This window comes from Methylobacterium iners, assembly GCF_022179305.1.
In the GTDB taxonomy this organism is placed as follows: Bacteria; Pseudomonadota; Alphaproteobacteria; order Rhizobiales; family Beijerinckiaceae; genus Methylobacterium; species Methylobacterium iners.
In genome coordinates, this window is record NZ_BPQP01000062.1 from 1 (window position 1) to 19963 (window position 19963).

Sequence of the window (19963 nt, forward strand, 5' to 3'; positions counted from 1 at the left end):
CGAAAGCGGAACGTCCGCTTCTGGTGCGATCTTGCCTGTTGGCACTTACCCGCTGAACAGTCGCCTTCCATTCTGCTCGGCTATCGTCGCCACGTTTCAAGCTCAGGCAGTGAGTTCGCCTGAGCGTGCCGTGATAGATTTAGTAGGGGTATAATAGGGGAGCAGGGACCAAGAGCCTCCAACCTGCTCCGCCCCCTTGCACCTCTAAGCTACTCACATAAAAGACCTAATCCAACTTCGTCCAAAGCCTTCCCTCACCGTCACCCTTCCGGCCCGCTAATTCGTAATGAGGGGGTCGGGGGTTCGAATCCCTCGTGCGCACCATTCCATCCCGACATCGCGAACCGATCGCCGGTTCCTGGCAGCTTTGCTCGCGCGCGGATCGCTGCCCGGCGGGTCTTCAGCGCGGGTCGGGCGGGCCCTCGCCCCGGCCGACGAACGGGATGCCCTCGATTGGGCATTCCTCGGTGCCGACGCTGGAGCGGGTGATGGCGCGGACCGCGTCGCGCGTCGCCTCCGGGTCCTCGATCCAGCGTCGGTAGAAGTCGTAGGGGCACTCCGACATCCCGTGCTGGTTCTCCTTGGAGTTGATCATGCCCGTGTAGCCGCGGTGGAGCAGCTTGAAGAGGTGGTTCTCGCTCTGGCCGTGGGCGCGGGCGTCGCGGATCAGGAACTTGGAGAGCGCCGCGTATTGGATGCCCATCTCCTCCTCGCCGCACTCGCCGAGGGTGCGCCCGTCGAAGCCGATGATCGCCGAGTGGCCGAAATAGCTGTAGACGCCGTCGAAGCCCGACGCGTTCGCGACCGCGACGTAGGTGTTGTTGGCGAAGGCCATCGCCTTCGACATCAGGATCTGCTGCTCCTTGGCGGGGTACATGTAGCCCTGGCAGCGGATGATGAGCTCGGCCCCGCGCATGGCGCAGTCGCGCCAGATCTCGGGGTAGTTGCCGTCGTCGCAGATGATGAGGCTGATCTTCAGGCCCTTCGGTCCGTCCGAGACGTAGGTGCAACTTCCCGGGTACCAGCCCTCGATCGGCGTCCAGGGCATGATCTTGCGGTACTTTTGGACGATCTCGCCCCCATCGTTCATGAGGATGAGGGTGTTGTAGGGGGCCTTGTGCGGGTGCTCCTCGTGCCGCTCGCCGGTGAGCGAGAACACGCCCCAGACGCCGGCCTTGCGGCAGGCCTCCGCGAAGATCGCCGTCTCCTCGCCCGGGATGCTGGCGGCGGTCTCGTACATCTCCGCGGCGTCGTACATGATGCCGTGGGTCGAATATTCGGGGAAGATCACGAGGTCCATGCCGGGGAGGCCGGCCTTCATGCCGACGATCATGTCGGCGATCTTCCGGGCGTTCTCCAGCACCTCCGCCTTCGTGTGCAGGCGCGGCATCTTGTAGTTCACGACCGCGACGCCGACGCTGTCCTGGCTGCTCGAGATGTCACCATGCATCATGGCGGTGCTTCTCCTGTTTCGTGCACCCCCTCTCCCCGCCCGGCGGGGAGAGGAGTCGTGTCGAGCCCTAGTGGCTGATCATCCAGGGCCGCGCCTTCGGGAAGCTCTTGGCGGCCGCCGGCGCGGAGGCGGGTTTCGACGGGCTGCAGCAGCCGCAGCCCGCCCCATGCGAGCCGGAGCGCCGCGGCGCGTGGCGGCTGCGCTCGTTGGTGGCGTGGGCCGCCCTCAGGCCCGGATCCATCCCTGAGATCCGCGGCGCGGTGAGGAAGGCGCGGCCGCATTCCGCGCCGCAATCCGGGCAATCGTGCGGATCGCGGAACTGCGCCATGGGGCGCAGGACCGTGAAGGGGCCGCAGGCCTCGCAGGCGTAATCGTAGACCGGCATGATCAGAGGTCCGGCGAGAGCGGCATCTGGACCGAGCCGTCGAGGAACTTCGTCGGCCCCGCCGCGGAGGGGTTGATGTCGAAGTCGAAGATGCCGGTCGGAATCCAGAGGGTGGCGCAGGCGTTCGGGATGTCGACCACGCCCGAGATGTGGCCCTGGACCGGGGCCGTGCCGAGGATCGAGTAGGCCTGGGCGCCCGAATAGCCGAACTTCTTCAGGTACTCGATCGCGTTGAGGCAGGCCTGGCGATAGGCGACCGTCACGTCGAGATAATGCTGCTTGCCGTACTCGTCGACCGAGACCCCCTCGAAGATGAGGTGGTCGTCGTATTTCGGCGTGATCGGCGACGGCTTGAAGATCGGGTTCCTGATCCCGTACTTCGCCATGCCGTCCTTGATCAGGCTCACCTTGAGGTGGACCCAGCCCGCCATCTCGATGGCCCCGCAGAAGGTGATCTCGCCGTCGCCCTGGCTGAAATGCAGGTCGCCCATCGAGAGTCCGGCGCCCGGCACGTAGACGGGGAAGTAGATCTTCGAGCCGCGCGAGAGATCCTTGATGTCGCAATTGCCGCCGTGCTCGCGCCCCGGCACCGTGCGGGCGCCCGTTGCCGCGGCCGCGTCCTTCGCGTCGCCCTTGAGCCGGCCCATATGGGCGGTCGGCCCGAAGGGCAGGGTCGCGAGTGCCGGCACCCGGGTGGGGTTGGTGTCGAAGAGGGCCTTCTCCCGGGTGTTCCAGGTCTCCAGCATCTTCGGATCGGGCAGGCAGCCGATCAGGCCCGGATGGATCAGGCCGGGGAAGCGCACGCCGGGCACGTGACGGGATTTCGTGAACATCCCCTCGAAGTCCCAGATCGATTTCTGGGCCTGGGGGAAGTGCTCGTCGAGGAAGCCGCCGCCGTTGTTCTTGGAGAAGAAGCCGTTGAAGCCCCACTGGCTCTCGGGCTTGGCGCCGATGTCGAGGAGGTCGACGACGAGGAGGTCGCCGGGCTCGGCGCCCTCGACGCCGATGGGGCCGGACAGGAAGTGGACGATCGACAGGTCGATGTCGCGCACGTCGTCGGCCGAATCGTTGTTCTTGATGAAGCCGCCGGTCCAATCGTAGGTCTCGACGATGAAGTCGTCGCCCGGCTTGACCATGGCCACCATCGGAATGTCCGGGTGCCAGCGGTTATGGACCATGTCGTTGTCGTAGGCCGATTGCGTGAGGTCGACCTTGATCAGCGTGTCGGGCATATCCTTCGCAGCTCCTCTTTGGGGTGTCAGCCGTTTCCGTCCGCGTTCTCAGTGGTTGCCGGTGCGTTCTCCTCCCCCTTGTGGGGAGGAGGTAGGAGGTGGGGGTAGCTGGGTGACCCTGGACTGAGTCAGGCGGAACCACCCCCACCCCCGGCCCCTCCCCACAAGGGGGAGGGGAAAGGCCCCTCACACCGACAGGAAGCGGGCGACCTGCGCCTCGTCGATGTCGGCCCGCAGGCTCTCGTGCACGATCGAACCGTTCTCGATGACGAGCACCCGGTCGGCCACGTCGAGGGCGAAGCTCAGCACCTGCTCGGACACCACGATGGAGAGACCCCGCTCGTCGCGGATCCGCTTCAGGGTCCGGCCCATCTCCCTGATGATCGAGGGCTGGATGCCCTCCGTCGGCTCGTCGAGGAGCAGCATCTTCGGATTGCTCGCGAGCGCCCTCGCGATGGCGAGCTGCTGCTGCTGGCCGCCCGAGAGGTTGCCGCCCCGCCGGCCCTTCATCTCGAGCAGCACCGGGAACATCGCGTAGAGGTCCTGCGGCACCCGGCGCTTGCCGGTGACGGTCAGGCCCGTCTCGATGTTCTCCTGGACCGTCATGGTCGAGAAGATCATCCGGCCCTGCGGCACGTAGGCGAGACCCCTCGCCACCCGGGCGTGGCTCTTCAGGGCCGTGATCTCGGCGCCGTCGACGGCGACCGTGCCCGACTTCGTCGGCACGATCCCCATCAGGGTCTTCATCAGCGTGGACTTGCCCATGCCGTTGCGGCCCATCACCGCCACGATCTCGCCCGGCGCGACCGCGAGGTCGATGCCGTGCAGGACCTCGCTCTGGCCGTAGGCCGCGTGGAGGTCGCGGATGTCGAGGATGGGCGTCCCGGTTGCGACCGGCGCCAGGGGCGGAAGGGCTTTGGAGACGGTCTGCAGCATCGCGCGGCTCCCTTATCGCATCGGACCGAAAGGCGGCTTCCGGCTTTCGGGGAAAATCCGATGCAGAAACAATGAGCTAGCGCCTCGCCCTGGATGCGATATCCAGGACGAGGCATTAGTGGCCGAGATAGACCTCGATGACCTTCGGATCGTTCTTGACGCGCTCCATCGAGCCCTCCGACAGCACCCGGCCCTGGTGCAGCACCGTGACCCGGTGGGCGATGTCCTCGACGAACTTCATGTCGTGCTCGATCACGAGCACCGAGCGGCCCTTGATGATCTGGTTGAGGAGCTCGGCGGTCTTCACCCGCTCGCCGACGCTCATGCCCGCCACCGGCTCGTCGAGCATCAGGAGCTCCGGGTCCTGGATCAGCAGCATGCCGATCTCCAGCCATTGCTTCTGGCCGTGGCTCAGGAACTCCGCCCGCTCCTTGAGCTGGTCCTTCAGGAAGATCGTCTGGGCGATCTCGTGGATGCGGTCGCGGACCTCGGCGTCGCGCTTGAAGGTGAGCGCGCCGAAGACCGTGCGTCCTCTGGGGAAGGAGATCTCGAGGTTCTCGAAGACCGTGAGGTCGTCGTAGATCGAGGGCGTCTGGAACTTGCGCCCGACGCCGGCCTGCACGATCGCGCTCTCGGAAAGCTTGGTGAGCTCCTGGCCCTTGTACTTGATGGAGCCGGCGCTCGCCCGCGTCCGGCCGCAGATCAGGTCGAGGACCGTGGTCTTGCCCGCGCCGTTGGGACCGATGATCACCCGGATCTCGTCCGGATCGACGTAGAACGAGACGTCGTTGACCGCCTTGAAGCCGTCGAAGGAGACGGTCAGCGCCTCGACGGCGAGCAGGTAGTCCGGCGGGGCGCTCTCGGAGCCGATCGGGGCATGGCTGAGGATCGCGGCGTTCATCGGGCTCATCCTCACTCGGCCGGGGTGCCATGGGGGATCGCGACCGGCGCGGGCCGCAGGGCCTTGACCCTGCGGGTGAGGCGCGGCTCGATCTGCTCGCGCCAGATCCCCGCCAGGCCGTTGGGGAAGGCCAGAACCACGGCGATGAACAGGGCCCCCAAGCCGAACAGCCAGAGGTCCGGGAAGCTCTCGGAGAAGCTCGTCTTGGCGAAGTTGACGAGCAGGGTTCCCCAGACCGCGCCGAACAGGGACAGGCGTCCGCCGACCGCCGCGTAGATCACCATCTCGATGGAAGGCACGATCCCGACGAAGGAGGGCGACATGAACCCGACCTGGAGGGTGAACATGGCGCCGCCGATCGCCGCGAAGGCGGCGGCGAGGCAGAAGGCGAAGATCTTGAAGCCGGCCACCGAGTAGCCCGAGAAGCGGACCCGGTCCTCCTTGTCGCGCATGGCGACGAGGATGCGACCGAGCTTGGAGCGCTTCACGTACTGGGCCGCCAGGATGCAGGCGATGAGCAGCCCGGCATTGACGAAGTAGAGGGCGAACTTCGCCGAATCGGTGCGGATGTCCCAGCCGTTGAGCGTGCGCAGGTCGGTGATGCCGTTGATGCCGCCGGTGTAGCCCTGCTGGCCGACGATGAGGATCGTCAGTATGGCGGCGATCGCCTGGGTGATGATGGCGAAGTAGGTGCCGCCGACGCGGCGCTTGAACATGGCCGCCGAGATGACGAGAGCGAAGAGCACCGGCACCGCGACGACGAGGATCAGGGTCAGCGGCAGGCTCTTGAAGGGCTGCCAGAACCACGGCAGCGCCGTGATCTGATTCCAGTCCATGAAGTCGGGAATGCCCGGTGTCGACTGGATCTTGGTGTTCTCGACGCTCGAGGCTTCGAGCTTCAGGTACATCGCCATGCAGTAGCCGCCGAGGCCGAAGAACACGCCCTGGCCCAGCGACAGGATGCCCGCGTAGCCCCAGCAGATGACGAGGCCGAGCGCCACGAAGGCGTAGGTGAGGTACTTGCCCACCAGGTTGAGCCGGAAGCCGTCGAGGAAGACCGGCAGGACGACGAGCACGAAGCCGGCGAGCACGAGAAGGCTCAGCCACTCCATCGGCTTCATGAAGGGACTGTCGTTGACGGTGACCGACTTCGACAGGGCCTGGACCGGGTTCGTCATCGCGAGGCCTCCTCAGCGCCGGACCTTGAGGGTGAACAGACCCTGCGGCCGCAGCATCAGGATGCCGACCACCGCGAGCAGCGTGAGCACCTTGGCCATCGAGCCGGAGAGAAAGAATTCCAGCGTGGACTGGGTCTGCGAGATGGAGAAGGCCGACGCGATGGTGCCGAGCAGGCTCGCCGCGCCCCCGAAGACCACGATCAGGAAGGTGTCGACGATGTAGAGCTGGCCCGAGGTCGGCCCCGTCGAGCCGACCATCGTGAAGGCCGAGCCGGCGACCCCGGCGATGCCGCAGCCCAGGCCGAAGGTGTAGCGGTCCACGCGCTCGGTATCGATGCCGACGGCGCCGGCCATCGCCCGGTTCTGCATCACGGCGCGGATCTGCTGGCCGAAGCGCGAGCGGTAGATCAGGAGCGCCACCGAGACGGTGATCAGGATCGTGACGGCCATCACGAAGAGCCCGTTGATCGGGACCTCGATCGTGTCGGTGACCTGCACCGAACCGATCAGCCAGGAGGGCAGCTCGACGCCGACCTCGCGGGCGCCGAACACCGTGCGGTACGCCTGCTGCAGGATGAGCGAGAGGCCCCAGGTCGCCAGCAGCGTGTCGAGGGGCCGCTTGTAGAGGAAGCGGATCAGCCCCCATTCCACCAGCATCCCCAGCGCGCCCGAGGCCAGGAAAGCGAGCGCCATGGCGATGAAGAAGTAGAGGGGGAAGAGGGCGGGAAGGTTCGCCTGGAAGAAGGTCGAGCAGAGATAGGTGACGTAGGCGCCGAGGATCATGAACTCCCCGTGCGCCATGTTGATCACGCCCATCTGGCCGAAGATGATCGCGAGGCCGAGCGCCATCAGCACGTAGACGGAGAAGAGGATCAGGCCGGCGAAGCCCTGCATCGCGAAGATCGCGCCGAGATCGCCGAGGGAATATTCACCGAACATCGTGTGATCTCCGAACCGGCGCGGCGAGCGCACTCTCCTCCCCCGTGCGGGGAGGAGTTGGAGGTGGGGGTGGCTGGGCGACCCTCAGTCGAGGCCAGCGGAACCACCCCTACCCCTCCCCACAAGGGGGAGGGGAACGCTCGCAACCCTTACTGGTAGCCCTTGGGGAAAGGATCCGGCCTGATCAACTCGGGGCTCGTGTAGACGATCTCGAACTGGCCGTCGGTCTTGGCCCGCCCGACCCGCGTCTTCGACCAGAGGTGGTGGTTCGGATCGACCTTGACGTAGCCTTCCGGGGCGCCCTTGAACTCGATGTCGGCCGAGGCCGCCGCGATCTTGTCGACGTCGAACGATCCGGCCTTCTCGGCGGTCAGCTTCCACAGGAAGGGTCCGAGATAGGCGGCCTGGGTGACGTCGCCGATGACGGTCTTCTCGCCCCACATCTTCTTGAAGGCCGCGACGAAGGCCTTGTTGTTCTCGTTCTCGATCGACTGGAAGTACTTCATGCAGGCGTAGGCGCCGGCGATGTTCTCGCCGCCGATGCCGTCGATCTCGTCCTCCGTGACCGAGATCGTCATCAGGGTCTGCTTCGAGAGATCGATGCCGGCCGCCTTGAGCTGCTTGTAGAAGGCGACGTTCGAGCCGCCGACGACGTCGGTGAAGATCACCTTCGGCTTGGTCAGCTTGATCTTGTTGATGACCGAATTGAACTGCGTGTGGCCGAGCGGATAGTATTCCTCGCCGACCACCTTGCCCTTGAGGACGTTCTCGATGTGCTTGCGGGCGATCTTGTTCGAGGTGCGCGGCCAGATGTAGTCGGAACCGATGAAGTAGAAGGTGTCGCCACCCTTCTCCTTGTGCACCCAGTCGAGGCCGGCGAGGATCTGCTGCGTCGCCTCCTGGCCCGTGTAGATGACGTTCTTGGACTGCTCCAGGCCCTCGTAGAAGGTCGGGTAGTAGAGCATGCCGTTGTACTGCTCGAAGACCGGCAGCACCGCCTTGCGCGAGGCCGAGGTCCAGCAGCCGAATACTGCCGCACACTTGTCGTTGACCAGCAGCTTCTTGGCCTTTTCGGCGAAGGTGGGCCAGTCGGAGGCGCCGTCCTCCTGGTTGATCTTGATCTTGCGGCCGAGCACCCCACCCGCCGCGTTGATCTGCTCGATCGCGAGCTTCTCGGCCTGCTGCGCCCCGGTCTCCGAGATCGCCATCGTGCCGGAGACGGAGTGCAGGATGCCCACCGTCACCTCGCTGTCCGTCACGGCGAGCTTGGTGGTGTTGATCGCGGCCGTCGCCGGCGCCGCCGCGAAGGCGCCGCGCGGCAGCATCGCCAGGGCCGGCAGGCCCGCCAGGCCCATCAGGAGCTTGCGCCGCAATGCCGAGCGGGGACCGGAATCGTTGTCCTCTGCCATCGCCTTCAACCCCCATCGCTGATCCGGCGGCCCGTGAGAGGCGGCCGCGGTTCGACGGGAGGAGGCTAGGCTCGATGATGCAGCGCAGCATATACGCTGTTTTGCGTATGTCGGGAGCGCCGGCACGGAACCTGGCCGGCGACGACGGGGGCGGCGCGGGCATGATCCTTGCGCCCGGGCGGGGCGTCAGCCGGCCTCCAGCGCGCGTTGGGTGGCGCCGGGCCGGGGCCACGGGTTCCATGAACGTCCGGCAGCACATCATCCCGATCCGGCGCGCCTACAACCGCTTCGTCGCCGACGAGACCCTCGAGGATTACGCGCTCCGCTTCACGGCCAAGAAGGCGCGGCGGTGGTCGAGCCTGCGCGTCGCGCAGACGGCGCTGGGCTCGACCTCGTTCCTGGCCCTCGAGGCGATTGGCGGCGCCCTCGTCCTCGCGACGGGCTTCACGAACACGCTGCTCGCGGTGCTGATCGTCTCCGGCCTGATCTTCGCGACGGGCGTGCCGATCAGCGTCTACGCCGCCCGCTACGGCGTCGACATCGACCTCCTGACCCGGGGCGCGGGGTTCGGGTATATCGGCTCGACCATCACCTCGCTGATCTACGCGAGCTTCACGTTCCTGTTCTTCGCGATCGAGGCCGCCATCATGGCGCTGGCCCTCGAGATCTGCTTCGGGCTGCCGCTCGCCTTCGGCTACCTCGTCGCGGCGGTGGTGGTGATCCCCGTCGTCATCTACGGCATCACCCTGATCAGCCTCTTCCAGATCTGGACGCAGCCGGTCTGGATCATCCTCAACGTCGTGCCGCTCGTCTTCATCGCGGCCAAGGGCGGCGGCTCGCTCGAGGCCTGGATGACGCATCGCGGAACGGCCGAGGCCGCGGGCGGCGGCTTCGATCCCGTCCTGTTCGGCCTCGCCTCCGGCGTGCTGCTGGCGCTGCTGGCGCAGATCGGCGAGCAGGTGGATTTCCTGCGCTTCGTCCCGCCCGCCAAGGCCCCGCGGGACCGCCGCTGGTGGGCCGCGGTCCTCTGCGCCGGCGCCGGCTGGATCGTGCCGGGCATGCTCAAGATCCTGCTCGGATCGTTCCTGGCGGTCCTCGCGCTCGGCCACGGAGTCCCGCCGGAGCGGGCGGGCGAGCCGACGCAGATGTACGCGGTCGCCTTCGGCTACGTGCTGCCCTCGCGCGAGGCGGCGATCGCCATGATGGGCGTCTTCGTGGTGGTCTCGCAGCTCAAGATCAACGTCACCAACGCCTATGCCGGCTCGATCGCCTGGTCGAACTTCTTCTCGCGGCTGACCCACAGCCATCCCGGCCGCGTCGTCTGGCTCGTGTTCAACGTCGCCATCGCGCTGATGCTGATGGAGCTCGGGATCGACAAGACCCTGGAGAGCACGCTCGGCCTCTACGCGATCATCGCCGCCGCCTGGGTCGGCGCCCTGGTCTCCGACCTCGCGGTCAACAAGCCCCTGGGGCTCTCCCCGCCCGGCATCGAGTTCAAGCGGGCCCATCTCTACGCCATCAACCCCGTCGGGACCGGCGCGATGGCGCTGGCCCTGTGCCTCGGCATCATGGCCCATGCCGGGCTGTTCGGCACCGCGACCAAGGCCTTCGGCGCCCTCATCGCGCTCGCCGCCGCCTTCGCCGCCGCGCCGCTGATCGCGCTGGCGACGGGCGGCCGCTACTACCTCGCCCGCGAGCCGAGAACCGACTGGCAGGGCCGCGGGGAGATCGCCTGCGCCGTCTGCGAGCACCCGTTCGAGCCCGAGGACATGGCGCATTGCCCGGCCTATGCCGGCCCGATCTGCTCCCTGTGCTGCTCCCTCGATGCCCGCTGCGGCGACCTCTGCAAACCCCACGGGCGCTTCGAGGCGCAGGCGCGCGGCGCCCTGGAACGCGTGGTCCCGCCGCGCACCGCCGCCTGGATCAGCGCGCCGCTCGGACGCTACGCCGGTCTGATGCTGCCGCTCGTGGGGGTGACCGGCCTGATCCTCTGGCTGGTCCACACCAACGTCGCCGCCCGGGACCCCGGCCAGGCCGGGCTTCTGGGCTCCGCGCTGACCTTCGTGTTCCTCATCCTCGTCGTGATCCTCGGGATCGTCGCCTGGCTGTTCGTCCTGACCCAGGAGAGCCGCCGCGTCGCCCAGGCCGAGACCGCCCGCCAGACGGCCCTCTACCTTTCCGAGATCGAGGCCCATCAGGTCACCGACGCCAAGCTCCAGCGCGCCAAGGAGGTGGCCGAGGCCGCCAACCTCGCCAAGAGCCGCTACGTCGTGGGCATCAGCCACGAGCTGCGCACGCCGCTCAACGCCGTCCTCGGCTACGCCCAGCTCCTGGAGGGCGATGCCACAATCCCGCCGGCGCGGCAGAGCGGCATCCGGGTGATCCGGCGCAGCGCCCAGCACCTGTCGAGCCTGATCGACGGGCTGCTCGACATCTCGCGGATGGAGGCGGGCCGGCTGCAGATCCACCGCAACGAGGTCCGGCTGGCCGAATTCCTCGACCAGATCGTCGACATGTTCCGCCTCCAGGCCAACGGCGCCGGCCTCGAGTTCCGCTTCACCACGGCCGGGCGGCTCCCGGCGGTGGTCGCGACCGACGAGAAGCGCCTGCGCCAGATCCTGCTCAACCTCCTGTCGAACGCGATCAAGTTCACGCCGGGCGGCCACGTCGCGCTCGCCGTCACCTACCGGAACCAGATCGCCGACTTCACGGTGACCGATACCGGCCTCGGCATCTCGGCCGGGGACCTGGAGCGGATCTTCGAGCCGTTCGAGCGCGGCTCGAACCCGGTCGCGCAGGGCGTACCGGGCACGGGCCTCGGCCTGACCATCGCCCAGCTGCTCGCCCAGATCCTGGGGGGCGAGATCACGGTGTCGAGCGAGCCCGGCCGCGGCACCCGCTTCCGGGTGCGGCTGATGCTGGCCTCCGTGCCCGACCCGGCCCCCGCCACCCTGCCCGCCGCGCTGCCTCCCGCCGTCGTGCGCGGCTATGCCGGCCCGCGCCGGACCATCCTAGTGGCCGACGACGACGACGCCCACCGCGTCCTGATGCGCGAGATCCTGGAGCCGCTGGGCTTCACCGTGCTCGAGGCCCCGGACGGGCCGACCTGCCTCGCGCTGGCCGAGGGGCGCCGCCCCGACCTCTTCCTCCTCGACATCGCCATGCCCGGCATGAGCGGCTGGGACCTAGCCAAGGCGCTGCGCGAGGCGGACCACGGGGCGCGCATCGCGATGATGTCGGCCAACGTCCACGAGATCAGCCCGACCCGCGACGGCGACGCCCCCCACAACGACATCATCCCCAAGCCCTTCGACCTGCGCCACCTGCTGGAGCGCATCGCGGCCCAGCTCGATCTCGCCTGGACCACGTCGGCGCCGGAGCCCGCGGCGGCGATGCCCCGCCCCGAGCACGTCGCCGAGCTGCGCCGCCTCGGGCGGATCGGCCATGTCCGGGCGATCGAGGCCAAGCTCGCCGCGATCGAGGCGGAGGACGCCGACCCGCCGTTGGCCTTCGTCGCCCAGATGCGCGGCCTGATCGAGACCTACGACCTGCGGCGCTACATGAGCGTGCTCGACGCCCTCGCGGAGGCGGAGCCTGCGCGCGATGGCTGAGGGGCAGCGCGACGTCGTCCTCATCGTCGACGATTCCCCGGGGACGCTCAGCTTCCTCACCGAGGCGATCGAGCGCGCGGGCGCCACCGTCCTCGTCGCCGTGGCCGGGGATCTGGCCCTCGCCCTCGTCGACGAGATCACGCCCGACATCATCCTGATGGATGCCGTCATGCCGGGCATGGACGGGTTCGAGACCTGCCGACGGCTGAAGGCGCGAAGCGCCCTGGCGCACGTGCCCGTGATCTTCATGACCGGCCTCACGGAGACCGAGCACATCGTCAGGGGGCTGGAGGCGGGCGGGGTCGACTACGTCACCAAACCCTCCGACCCCGACGAGGTCCTCGCCCGCATCCGCGTCCACCTCGCCGGCGCGCGCGCCGCCCAGAGCGCGCGGGCGGCCCTCGACACCACGGGCCGGACCTTGTTCGCCGTCGACCGCGAGGGCGCAATCCTGTGGTGCACCCCGCAGGCGGCGCGCCTCCTCGGAGACCTCGTGCCCGAGGCCGGGGCCGCCCTCGGCCTGCCGCCCGCCGCGCGAGCCTGGCTGCGGGATTGCCTCGCGGGCGCGACGGGCGCGCCGCTCCCGCTGAGAGGGGCCGGGGACGGCGCCTACGCGCTGAGCTTCATCGGCGGCGCCGGCGACGAGATCCTGCTGCGCCTCGCCCTGGACAGTCTCGACGCCGGACTCGAGCGCCTGCGCTCGCGCCTGAGGATCACCGCCCGCGAGGCGGAGGTCCTGCTCTGGCTGTCGCGTGGCAAGTCGAGCCGCGACATCGGCGAGATCCTCGGCCTCAGCCCGCGCACGGTGACGAAGCACCTGGAGGGGATCTACGCCAAGCTCGGCGTCGAGAACCGCACCGCGGCCTCCCTCATCGCCGCGCGCCATCTCGAGGACCTCGGCTGATCCGCACCCGGGGGCCGAGGCCGGGCGCCGCGGGCCTCATGAGGCCCGCGCTGCAGGAGGGCTCTCGCCGAAGCGGCTGCCGGTTCGGCGAAGGAAAATGCGTCGCAACAAGGGGATCGAGCGCCGTCCGTGATCCGAGGATCACGGACGGCGCCCTAGTGATCCATCGTCAGGCTGGCAGCCCAGAAGCCGAGACCGGTCACGACGATGACGCCGGCGAGCGTCAGGTGCTGGCTCTTCGTGGGGCCGTCGGCCGCCCGGCGGGCGCGCAGACCTAGCAGCAGCCCCCCGACGACCAGGAAGAAGCCGTAGAGCACCAGCGAGTTGTGTGAAGCGAGCATCGTCCAGCTTCCTGCCTGAGCGGTGAGTCGAGGCGGCCTCGGTGCGTCGGACCGGCACGTTTCCCGGCGCGGCTCCCGCGAAGGGAGCCGCGGTCCCGCAGGGTTCAAACCCGCAGTCACGACGGGCGGCATATCAGACGGTGGCCGGACGCGCGATGAAGGTCGGCGCCTCGCGAGGGGCACACCCGCCGCCTCGACGAGACCGGGCCGGATCCCGCAGGCCCGCCTCGATCCTGCAGGGGCGCGGAGGCATCGAAGGCGTAAGATCACTTTCATTGTATAGGAATTTATGTTGACAGCGGCGCGCTCCTCCGCTATCAATCAGGCATGCTCAAGAAGTGTGAGTGGACGGGCGGCGGGAGCTTTCATGAGTCCGCGAAACGATGCGGCGCGCGCGCTGGCCGAGCGCCTGGTGCGGGAGACGGGCCGGACGCTGGCCTCCATTGCCGCCGAGGCCGGGGTGACCGAGCGCACGGTCTGCGTCTGAGGCCGGCAGAACGGCTGACGCCGCCCGGTCCGCCCGGCGCCACCGCCGCCCCTCGAACCATCCGAATGGTCGCTCCCGCGCCTCGAGGCCGTGGCCCGGCTCCATGCCAACCCGTCGGTGGCGTCGAGCGACCTCGCCGCCGCGCTCGGCTCGCCGCGCGGTGGCGCGCCGGCGCTGTTCTCTGCCTGCGGCCTCTCGCTTCGGCGCCGGGTGGTGCGGCGGGCGACGGCCAGCGGGCCGGGATTGCGCCGGGCGCTTCGCCGCCACATCGCCCGGCAGATCGCCGGGTTCGACGCGGCGCTCACGGCCGGGGCCGGACCGGCCGATTCGGCCAAGGTCCTGCGCGACCTCGGCGGGCTGAAGCGGCTCCTCGACGAGATCGCGGCGGACGAGAGCAAGGAGGCGGGCCATGGCACCGGAACTGCTGGCCTCGCCCCCGGCCCCGCCCCGCCCGACCTGCCAGCCCTGCGCGCGGAGATCGCGCGCCGCTATGCGGCGTTCGCAGGCGAGCGGCCGAATGCCGGCCTTCCTCGCGAGCCTGCCGCCGCCGCTGATCCAGGCGCTCGGCACTGACTGGCTCCACCTCGCGCGGGGGGACCAGCTGCCGCCCTGCGCCACGGAGACGGCCGGGGCCATACCGCCCTGGACGACCTGGGCGGTGATCGGCGGGCGCGGCTCGGGCAAGACCCGCACCGGTGCCGAATGGGTGCGGGCGCTGGCGCTCGGCGACCCCGCCTTCACGGCCGAGCCGGTCGGCCGCATCGCGCTCGTCGGCGAGACCTTCGCCGATGTCCGCGACGTCATGATCGAAGGGTCCTCGGGGCTCCTCTCGCTGGCGGGGCCGCGCGCGCGCTGGTCGCCCTCGCGCCGGCGCCTCGAATGGGACAACGGCGCCGTGGCGATGGCCTTCTCGGCCGAGGAGCCGGATTCGTTGCGCGGGCCTCAGTTCGGCGCGGCCTGGTCGGACGAACTCGCCAAGTGGCGCTCCCCGGACGCGGCCTACGACATGATCCAGTTCGGCCTGCGTCTCGGCCGGCACCCCCGCGGCCTCGTCACCACGACGTCGCGGCCGATCCCGCTGATCCGGCGGCTGCTGGCCGACTCGCTCACCGTGGTGAGCCGCTCGCGCACCGCCGACAACGCGGCGAACCTGGCGCCCGCCTTCCTCGAGGCGGTGGTCGGGCGCTACGCCGGCACCCGGCTCGGGCGCCAGGAGCTCGAGGGCGAGCTGATCGAGGACCGGCCCGACGCGCTGTGGACGCGGGCCGGGATCGAGGCCGGGCGGGTGGCGCGGATCGTGGTCGCCGTCGATCCGCCCGCCTCCTCGCGGGCCGGCGCCGATGCCTGCGGGATCGTGGCGGCGGGGCTGGCGCCGGACGGCTGCGCCTACGTGCTCGCCGACGCGACGCTGCGGGGAGCCAAGCCGCAGGGCTGGGCCGCGGCGGCGCTGGCGCTCTACCGCCGCCTCGAGGCCGACGCCCTCGTCGTCGAGGTGAACCAGGGCGGCGAGATGGCCTCCGCCGTCCTCCACGAGATCGACCCCGCCGTGCCGGTGACCCCGGTGCGGGCGATGCGGGGCAAGTACCTGCGGGCCGAGTCCGTCGCCGTGCTCTACGCGCAAGGCCGCGTCCGCCACGCCGGCGCCCTCCCGGCCCTGGAGGACGAGATGTGCGATTTCGGCTCCGACGGCCTGTCGGGCGGCGCCTCGCCCGACCGGGTCGACGCGCTCGTTTGGGCGCTGACCCACCTCATGCTGGGGCCGCGGGCGGAGCCGCGGATCCGGCGATTGTAGGAGGGAGAAGGCGGCGGCACCGCTCAGGGGCGAGAGGGTGCCAGCTTCCTGAGAGGCTTCAGCGTGATGAAGCGGGCCGGGCTCAGACCCGGCTTGTCGTCGATCTGCCAGACGGTGCGGACATGGGCGAAGGTCCCGTCCGGACAGAGCAGCGGTCCCTCGAAGTGGTAGCGCAGGCCGAACGGAACGGCGGAAGCTTTGGTGAGGCGCTCCGGCCTGGGATGGTCGGCAAGCGCTGCCATGAGCGTGATGGGATCACTGACCGAGAAACCGACACTCGGTAGGAAGAGGCATTTGGGGCCGCCATCCTCGTGGTCCGGATCGAGGAGATATTTCACCACCTTGTCGATCTCGATCCGGAACTGAGCCGGATAGCTGACGCCGGTCAATCGCGGGCGCGCTCGACCAGCGTCAGGGAACCCGGCTCGATGGCGGCAAGGGTTTCGACCGGCCGCGTGAACTCGACCTCGAAACGCGCGCCCTCGCCCCAGATCGCGACCACCGTGCCCATGCTGCCGGCGGGCACGCTCTCGCCATCCTCGCCCAGGATTTCGACGAGCGTGCGAACGCGATCCAGCTCACGAAAGGCGGTGCCCTCAGGCCCGCCGGAAGCGGTCGGGCGGCTATCGAGCATGAGTGAGACGAGCCGGTCGGACATTGCTCCCTCATACATCTCCGATCCCACCCGCCGCAATCGGCCGCCGCGACGCCGCAGCGTGAGAGAAACAAGGAGGCCGCATGACCTGGCTCACCCGGCTGACCCAGGCGATCGCCCGCGCGCCCGCCACCAAGGCCGCACCGCTCTCCGGGACAGCCATCGCCTTCTACGGCGAGGGCCGCGCGGTCTGGACGCCGCGCGATTACGGGACGCTCGCCCGCGAGGAGTTCCAGCGCGACGCCGTCGTCCACCGGGCCGTGCGGCTGGTGGCGGAGGCCGCCGCCGCGGTCCCGCTGGTTCTCGCCGAGGCCGGGCCGCACCCGCTCACCACGCTCCTCGACCGGCCGAACCCGCGGGAAGGCGGCGCCAGGCTGCTCGAATCCCTCTACGGCCACCTGCTGGTCTCGGGGAACGCCTATCTCGAAGCGGTGAGCCTCGACGGCACCCCGCGCGAGCTCCACGCGCTGCGCCCCGACCGGATGCGGGTGGTGCCCGGCCCCGACGGCTGGCCCGCGGCCTACGATTACGCCGTGGGCGGGCGGACCCTCCGCTATGACCAGGGCGGCGAAGGGGTGCGGCCGATCCTCCACCTCACCCTGTTCCACCCCGCGGACGACCATTACGGCCTCTCGCCGATGGAGGCCGCGGCCGTGGCGCTCGACATCCACAACGCGGCCGGCGCCTGGAACAAGGCGCTGCTCGACAACGCCGCCCGGCCCTCGGGGGCGCTCGTCTTCGCCACCGGCGCCGGCAACGGCTTGAGCGAGGCGCAGTTCACCCGGCTGAAGGGCGAACTCGAGGCCAATTACCAGGGCGCGGGCAATGCCGGGCGCCCGCTCCTGCTCGAGGGCGGGCTCGACTGGAAGCCATTGTCGCTCTCGCCGAAGGACATGGATTTCGTCGAGGCCAAGAACGGCGCCGCCCGCGAGATCGCGCTCGCCTTCGGCGTGCCGCCGCTCCTGCTGGGCCTGCCCGGCGACAACACCCACGCCAATTACGCCGAGGCAAACCGCGCCTTCTATCGCCAGACCGTGATCCCGCTGGTGCGCCGCACCGCCGAGGCCCTGGCGCAATGGCTCGAACCCGCCCTCGGCCCCGCCCGCCTGGAACCCGACCTCGACGCGATCGAGGCCCTGGCGCCGGAGCGGGAATCGCTGTGGCGCCGAGTCCAGGGGGCGGACTTCTTGAGCAAGGACGAGAAGCGCGAGGCGGTGGGTTACGGGCCGCGGGCCTGACGCCGAGTGGCCCCTGTCGGTGCCCAGCCGCCGTCCTCGCCCGACATTCAGTTCCAGGTGTGGAGCACGCTACGCCAACCCGTTCCCTCCTTCTGGAGGACGTTGACCCAGTTGCCCTCGAAGGTCTTCTTCGCGCCGCCCTCGCCGCCGGGACCGGACATCTGCCAGCGGCCGGTGGCGACGAGGACGTCGCCGCGCATCTGCGCCGCCTGGACCTTCACCTTGTGGTCGTCGAAGCCCTTGGACTTCAACCCCGCGAAGAATTTCTGGATGCTCTCCGCTCCGGAGACGGGCGCGCCCTTCGGGATCACCACGGCGTCGGGAGCGTAGAGCTTGCCCAGGGAATCGAGGTCTCCGGAATTGTAGACCTGGTCCCAGCGGTCGGCCGCCGCCTGCCCTTCGCTCGTGGGATCGGCGGCGGATCCTCGACCTGGCATGACCAGGCTGACGGCGACGAGCGTAGCAAGAGTCGTCCCTTTCCAAGACATCGCAACCCCTCCGTGTCGTACTCGGGCAGTATTCCCAACCGGAGACTAGATCCAGCTGCGGATCGGTGAAAGCGAAATATTTCCATTTTCCTGGCCGGTCACGCTCCGTCTCGAAAGGGCGGAGCGCCTGCACGGAGCCGCTTTGATCCGGAGACTTCGATGGACGGCCACTTCACCGGCTATGCCAGCCTGTTCGGCGTGCCCGATCTCGGGCGGGACGTGGTGCTGCCCGGCGCCTTCGCGGCGAGCCTGGCGCAGCGCGGGGCGGCGGGCGTGCGGATGCTCTGGCAGCACGATCCGGCCGAGCCGATCGGGCGCTGGCTCTCGCTGCGGAAGGACGGGCGCGGCCTTCGGGTCGAGGGCCGCTTCAATCGCGCCGTGCAGCGCGCCCGCGAGGTCGAGGCGCTGATGCGCGAGAGCGGGCTCGACGGGCTCTCGATCGGGTTCCGGACCCTGCGGGCCTCGCCCGACGGGGCCGGCCGGCGCCGGCTCATCGCCCTCGACCTCTGGGAGATCTCCCTCGTCACCTTCCCGCTGCAGCCCGGCGCCCGGATCGGCGCGGCGGCCCCGAACCTCGCCGGCCGAGGTCTCGCCGACGAGATCCGCGCGCTCGCCCGCCTGCTCGCGCCGGGGGGCGCCCCTCCCTCCACCCGGCGCGACGCCGCTCCCTTCCGAACCGTGAGGCTTCCATGACTCTGACGATCGAGACCAAGTCCGGCCCCGTCCCCGAGAACAAGGCCGCCGGCCGCTTGCCCGCGGACGATGCCGGCGCGGCGCTCCACGAGCTGCGGCACGCCTTCGAGGCCTTCAAGGAGACGAACGATACCCGGCTCGCCGGCATCGACGCGCGGCTCTCCACCGACGTCCTGACGGAGGAGAAGCTCGCCCGCATCGACGCGGCGCTCGATGCCGCGCGGACCCGCCTCGACCGGATCGCGCTGGACGGACGCCGTCCGCCGCTGGGTTCCGACGGGCCGACGGTCCGGGACGCGGCGGCGAGCGAGCACAAGGCCTCCTTCGACCTCTACGTCCGGGCCGGCGAGAGCGCCGGGCTGAAGCGGCTGGAGGAAAAGGCCCTCTCGGCGGGCTCGGGTCCGGATGGCGGCTACCTCGTGCCGGACACGATCGAGCGGGCGGTGCTGTCGCGCCTCGCCAAGCTCTCGCCGATCCGGGCGCTCGCGACCGTCCGGACGATCTCGGGCGGCGGCTACAAGCGCGCAGTGACCGTGCGCGACGCCGTCTCGGGTTGGGTCGCGGAGACGGCCCCCCGCCCCGAGACCGACGGGCCGGCGCTCTCCGAGCTCAGCTTCCCGGCGATGGAGCTCTACGCGATGGCGGCGGCGACGCAGACGCTGCTCGACGACGCCATCGTCGACATCGATGCCTGGGTCGCCGACGAGGTCGAGACCGCCTTCGCCGAGCAGGAGGGCACGGCCTTCGTCACCGGCAACGGGATCAGCCGCCCGCGCGGGCTCCTCAGCTACGACACCGTCGCGGAGACCGAGTGGGTCCCGGGCAAGCTCGGGCACGTCGCGACGGGGGCGGCCGGCGCCTTCCCGGCGCTCAACCCGGCCGACGTGCTCTACGACCTCGTCTACGCGCTGCGGGCCGGCTACCGCCAGAACGCCGCCTTCGTGATGAACCGGCGCGTCCAGAGCGCGATCCGCAAGCTGAAGGACGCGGACGGCAACTACATCTGGCAGCCGCCGCTCGCCGCCGACCGCGGGGCGAGCCTGCTCGGCTTCCCCGTCTCGGAAGCCGAGGCGATGCCGGACGCAGGCCCGGGCAGCCTCGCGATCGCCTTCGGCGACTTCCGGCGCGGCTACCTCGTCGTGGATCGGGCCGGCCTGCGCGTGCTGCGCGACCCCTACTCGGCCAAGCCCTACGTGCTGTTCTACACCACCAAGCGCGTGGGCGGCGGCGTGCAGGATTTCGAGGCGATCAAGCTCCTGAAATTCGCCTGAGCGGACCGGTTCCGCGATCCCCTCTCCCCGCCCGGCGGGGAGAGGGTCGC

At 69.6% G+C, this 19963-nt stretch carries 19 protein-coding genes; 7 read left to right on the forward strand and 12 right to left on the reverse strand.

Translation table 11 applies throughout. The annotated features are described in order from the left end of the window. Nucleotides 1–400: 400 nt before the first annotated feature. From MFF55_RS18525 to urtA, 8 genes are all read right to left on the reverse strand, one after another. Complete coding sequence (locus MFF55_RS18525) at nucleotides 401–1453, reverse strand: aliphatic amidase (protein ID WP_238245589.1); 1053 nt, start codon at nucleotides 1451–1453, stop codon at nucleotides 401–403. 67 nt (nucleotides 1454–1520) lie between these two features. Beyond that, a complete protein-coding gene (locus tag MFF55_RS18530; protein WP_238245590.1) occupies nucleotides 1521–1838 on the reverse strand; it encodes an FmdB family zinc ribbon protein in 318 nt (105 codons plus the stop codon). A gap of 2 nt (nucleotides 1839–1840) precedes the next feature. Next, nucleotides 1841–3070: a formamidase gene (fmdA, locus tag MFF55_RS18535; protein ID WP_238245591.1), complete on the reverse strand. Its 1230-nt coding sequence runs from the start codon at nucleotides 3068–3070 to the stop codon at nucleotides 1841–1843. A gap of 186 nt (nucleotides 3071–3256) precedes the next feature. Next, a complete protein-coding gene (urtE, locus tag MFF55_RS18540; protein WP_238245592.1) occupies nucleotides 3257–4006 on the reverse strand; it encodes an urea ABC transporter ATP-binding subunit UrtE in 750 nt (249 codons plus the stop codon). 115 nt (nucleotides 4007–4121) lie between these two features. Beyond that, on the reverse strand, nucleotides 4122–4907 hold the full coding sequence (urtD, locus tag MFF55_RS18545; RefSeq protein ID WP_238245593.1) for an urea ABC transporter ATP-binding protein UrtD: 786 nt from the start codon (nucleotides 4905–4907) through the stop codon (nucleotides 4122–4124). Nucleotides 4908–4918: 11 nt separating this feature from the next. Further along, nucleotides 4919–6085, reverse strand: coding sequence for an urea ABC transporter permease subunit UrtC (gene urtC, locus MFF55_RS18550; protein ID WP_238245594.1), 1167 nt, complete (start codon nucleotides 6083–6085; stop codon nucleotides 4919–4921). Between the two features lie 12 nt (nucleotides 6086–6097). Next, the gene (gene urtB, locus MFF55_RS18555; protein ID WP_238245595.1) at nucleotides 6098–7024 is read right to left on the reverse strand and encodes an urea ABC transporter permease subunit UrtB; all 927 of its coding nucleotides are present in this window, start codon (nucleotides 7022–7024) and stop codon (nucleotides 6098–6100) included. Between the two features lie 149 nt (nucleotides 7025–7173). After that, the gene (gene urtA, locus MFF55_RS18560) at nucleotides 7174–8433 is read right to left on the reverse strand and encodes an urea ABC transporter substrate-binding protein (protein WP_238245596.1); all 1260 of its coding nucleotides are present in this window, start codon (nucleotides 8431–8433) and stop codon (nucleotides 7174–7176) included. 239 nt (nucleotides 8434–8672) lie between these two features. Between urtA and MFF55_RS18565 the strand changes: the two genes are divergently transcribed. Together MFF55_RS18565 and MFF55_RS18570 are read left to right on the forward strand one after the other, a co-directional pair. Continuing rightward, complete coding sequence (locus tag MFF55_RS18565) at nucleotides 8673–12044, forward strand: hybrid sensor histidine kinase/response regulator (protein ID WP_238245597.1); 3372 nt, start codon at nucleotides 8673–8675, stop codon at nucleotides 12042–12044. Beyond that, a complete protein-coding gene (locus MFF55_RS18570; protein ID WP_238245598.1) occupies nucleotides 12037–12948 on the forward strand; it encodes a response regulator transcription factor in 912 nt (303 codons plus the stop codon). Before MFF55_RS18565 ends, MFF55_RS18570 begins: the two co-directional genes overlap by 8 nt. Before the next feature lie 155 nt (nucleotides 12949–13103). Here MFF55_RS18570 and MFF55_RS18575 read toward each other — a convergent pair whose 3' ends face one another. Continuing rightward, on the reverse strand, nucleotides 13104–13289 hold the full coding sequence (locus MFF55_RS18575; RefSeq protein ID WP_238245599.1) for a hypothetical protein: 186 nt from the start codon (nucleotides 13287–13289) through the stop codon (nucleotides 13104–13106). Between the two features lie 577 nt (nucleotides 13290–13866). Here MFF55_RS18575 and MFF55_RS18580 point away from each other — a divergent pair. Together MFF55_RS18580 and MFF55_RS18585 are read left to right on the forward strand one after the other, a co-directional pair. Then, the gene (locus MFF55_RS18580) at nucleotides 13867–14349 is read left to right on the forward strand and encodes a hypothetical protein (RefSeq protein ID WP_238245600.1); all 483 of its coding nucleotides are present in this window, start codon (nucleotides 13867–13869) and stop codon (nucleotides 14347–14349) included. Further along, on the forward strand, nucleotides 14294–15568 hold the full coding sequence (locus MFF55_RS18585) for a DNA-packaging protein (protein ID WP_238245601.1): 1275 nt from the start codon (nucleotides 14294–14296) through the stop codon (nucleotides 15566–15568). The genes MFF55_RS18580 and MFF55_RS18585 overlap by 56 nt, the downstream gene beginning before the upstream one ends. A gap of 23 nt (nucleotides 15569–15591) precedes the next feature. On the opposite strand, the gene MFF55_RS18590 is transcribed toward MFF55_RS18585, so the two are convergent. Then, on the reverse strand, nucleotides 15592–15957 hold the full coding sequence (locus MFF55_RS18590; protein WP_238245602.1) for a DUF6883 domain-containing protein: 366 nt from the start codon (nucleotides 15955–15957) through the stop codon (nucleotides 15592–15594). Beyond that, nucleotides 15954–16226: a DUF4926 domain-containing protein gene (locus tag MFF55_RS18595; RefSeq protein WP_238245603.1), complete on the reverse strand. Its 273-nt coding sequence runs from the start codon at nucleotides 16224–16226 to the stop codon at nucleotides 15954–15956. Before MFF55_RS18595 ends, MFF55_RS18590 begins: the two co-directional genes overlap by 4 nt. Nucleotides 16227–16306: 80 nt before the next feature. Between MFF55_RS18595 and MFF55_RS18600 the strand changes: the two genes are divergently transcribed. After that, on the forward strand, nucleotides 16307–17461 hold the full coding sequence (locus tag MFF55_RS18600) for a phage portal protein (RefSeq protein ID WP_238245604.1): 1155 nt from the start codon (nucleotides 16307–16309) through the stop codon (nucleotides 17459–17461). Nucleotides 17462–17508: 47 nt separating this feature from the next. Here MFF55_RS18600 and MFF55_RS18605 read toward each other — a convergent pair whose 3' ends face one another. After that, on the reverse strand, nucleotides 17509–17949 hold the full coding sequence (locus MFF55_RS18605; protein ID WP_238245605.1) for a YybH family protein: 441 nt from the start codon (nucleotides 17947–17949) through the stop codon (nucleotides 17509–17511). Between the two features lie 159 nt (nucleotides 17950–18108). On the opposite strand from MFF55_RS18605, the gene MFF55_RS18610 reads away from it, so the two are divergent. Next, nucleotides 18109–18642 carry an HK97 family phage prohead protease gene (locus MFF55_RS18610; protein ID WP_238245606.1) on the forward strand — a complete coding sequence of 178 codons (534 nt, stop codon included), beginning with the start codon at nucleotides 18109–18111 and terminating at the stop codon, nucleotides 18640–18642. Next, nucleotides 18639–19913: a phage major capsid protein gene (locus MFF55_RS18615; protein WP_238245607.1), complete on the forward strand. Its 1275-nt coding sequence runs from the start codon at nucleotides 18639–18641 to the stop codon at nucleotides 19911–19913. The genes MFF55_RS18610 and MFF55_RS18615 overlap by 4 nt, the downstream gene beginning before the upstream one ends. Nucleotides 19914–19963 lie beyond the last annotated feature (50 nt).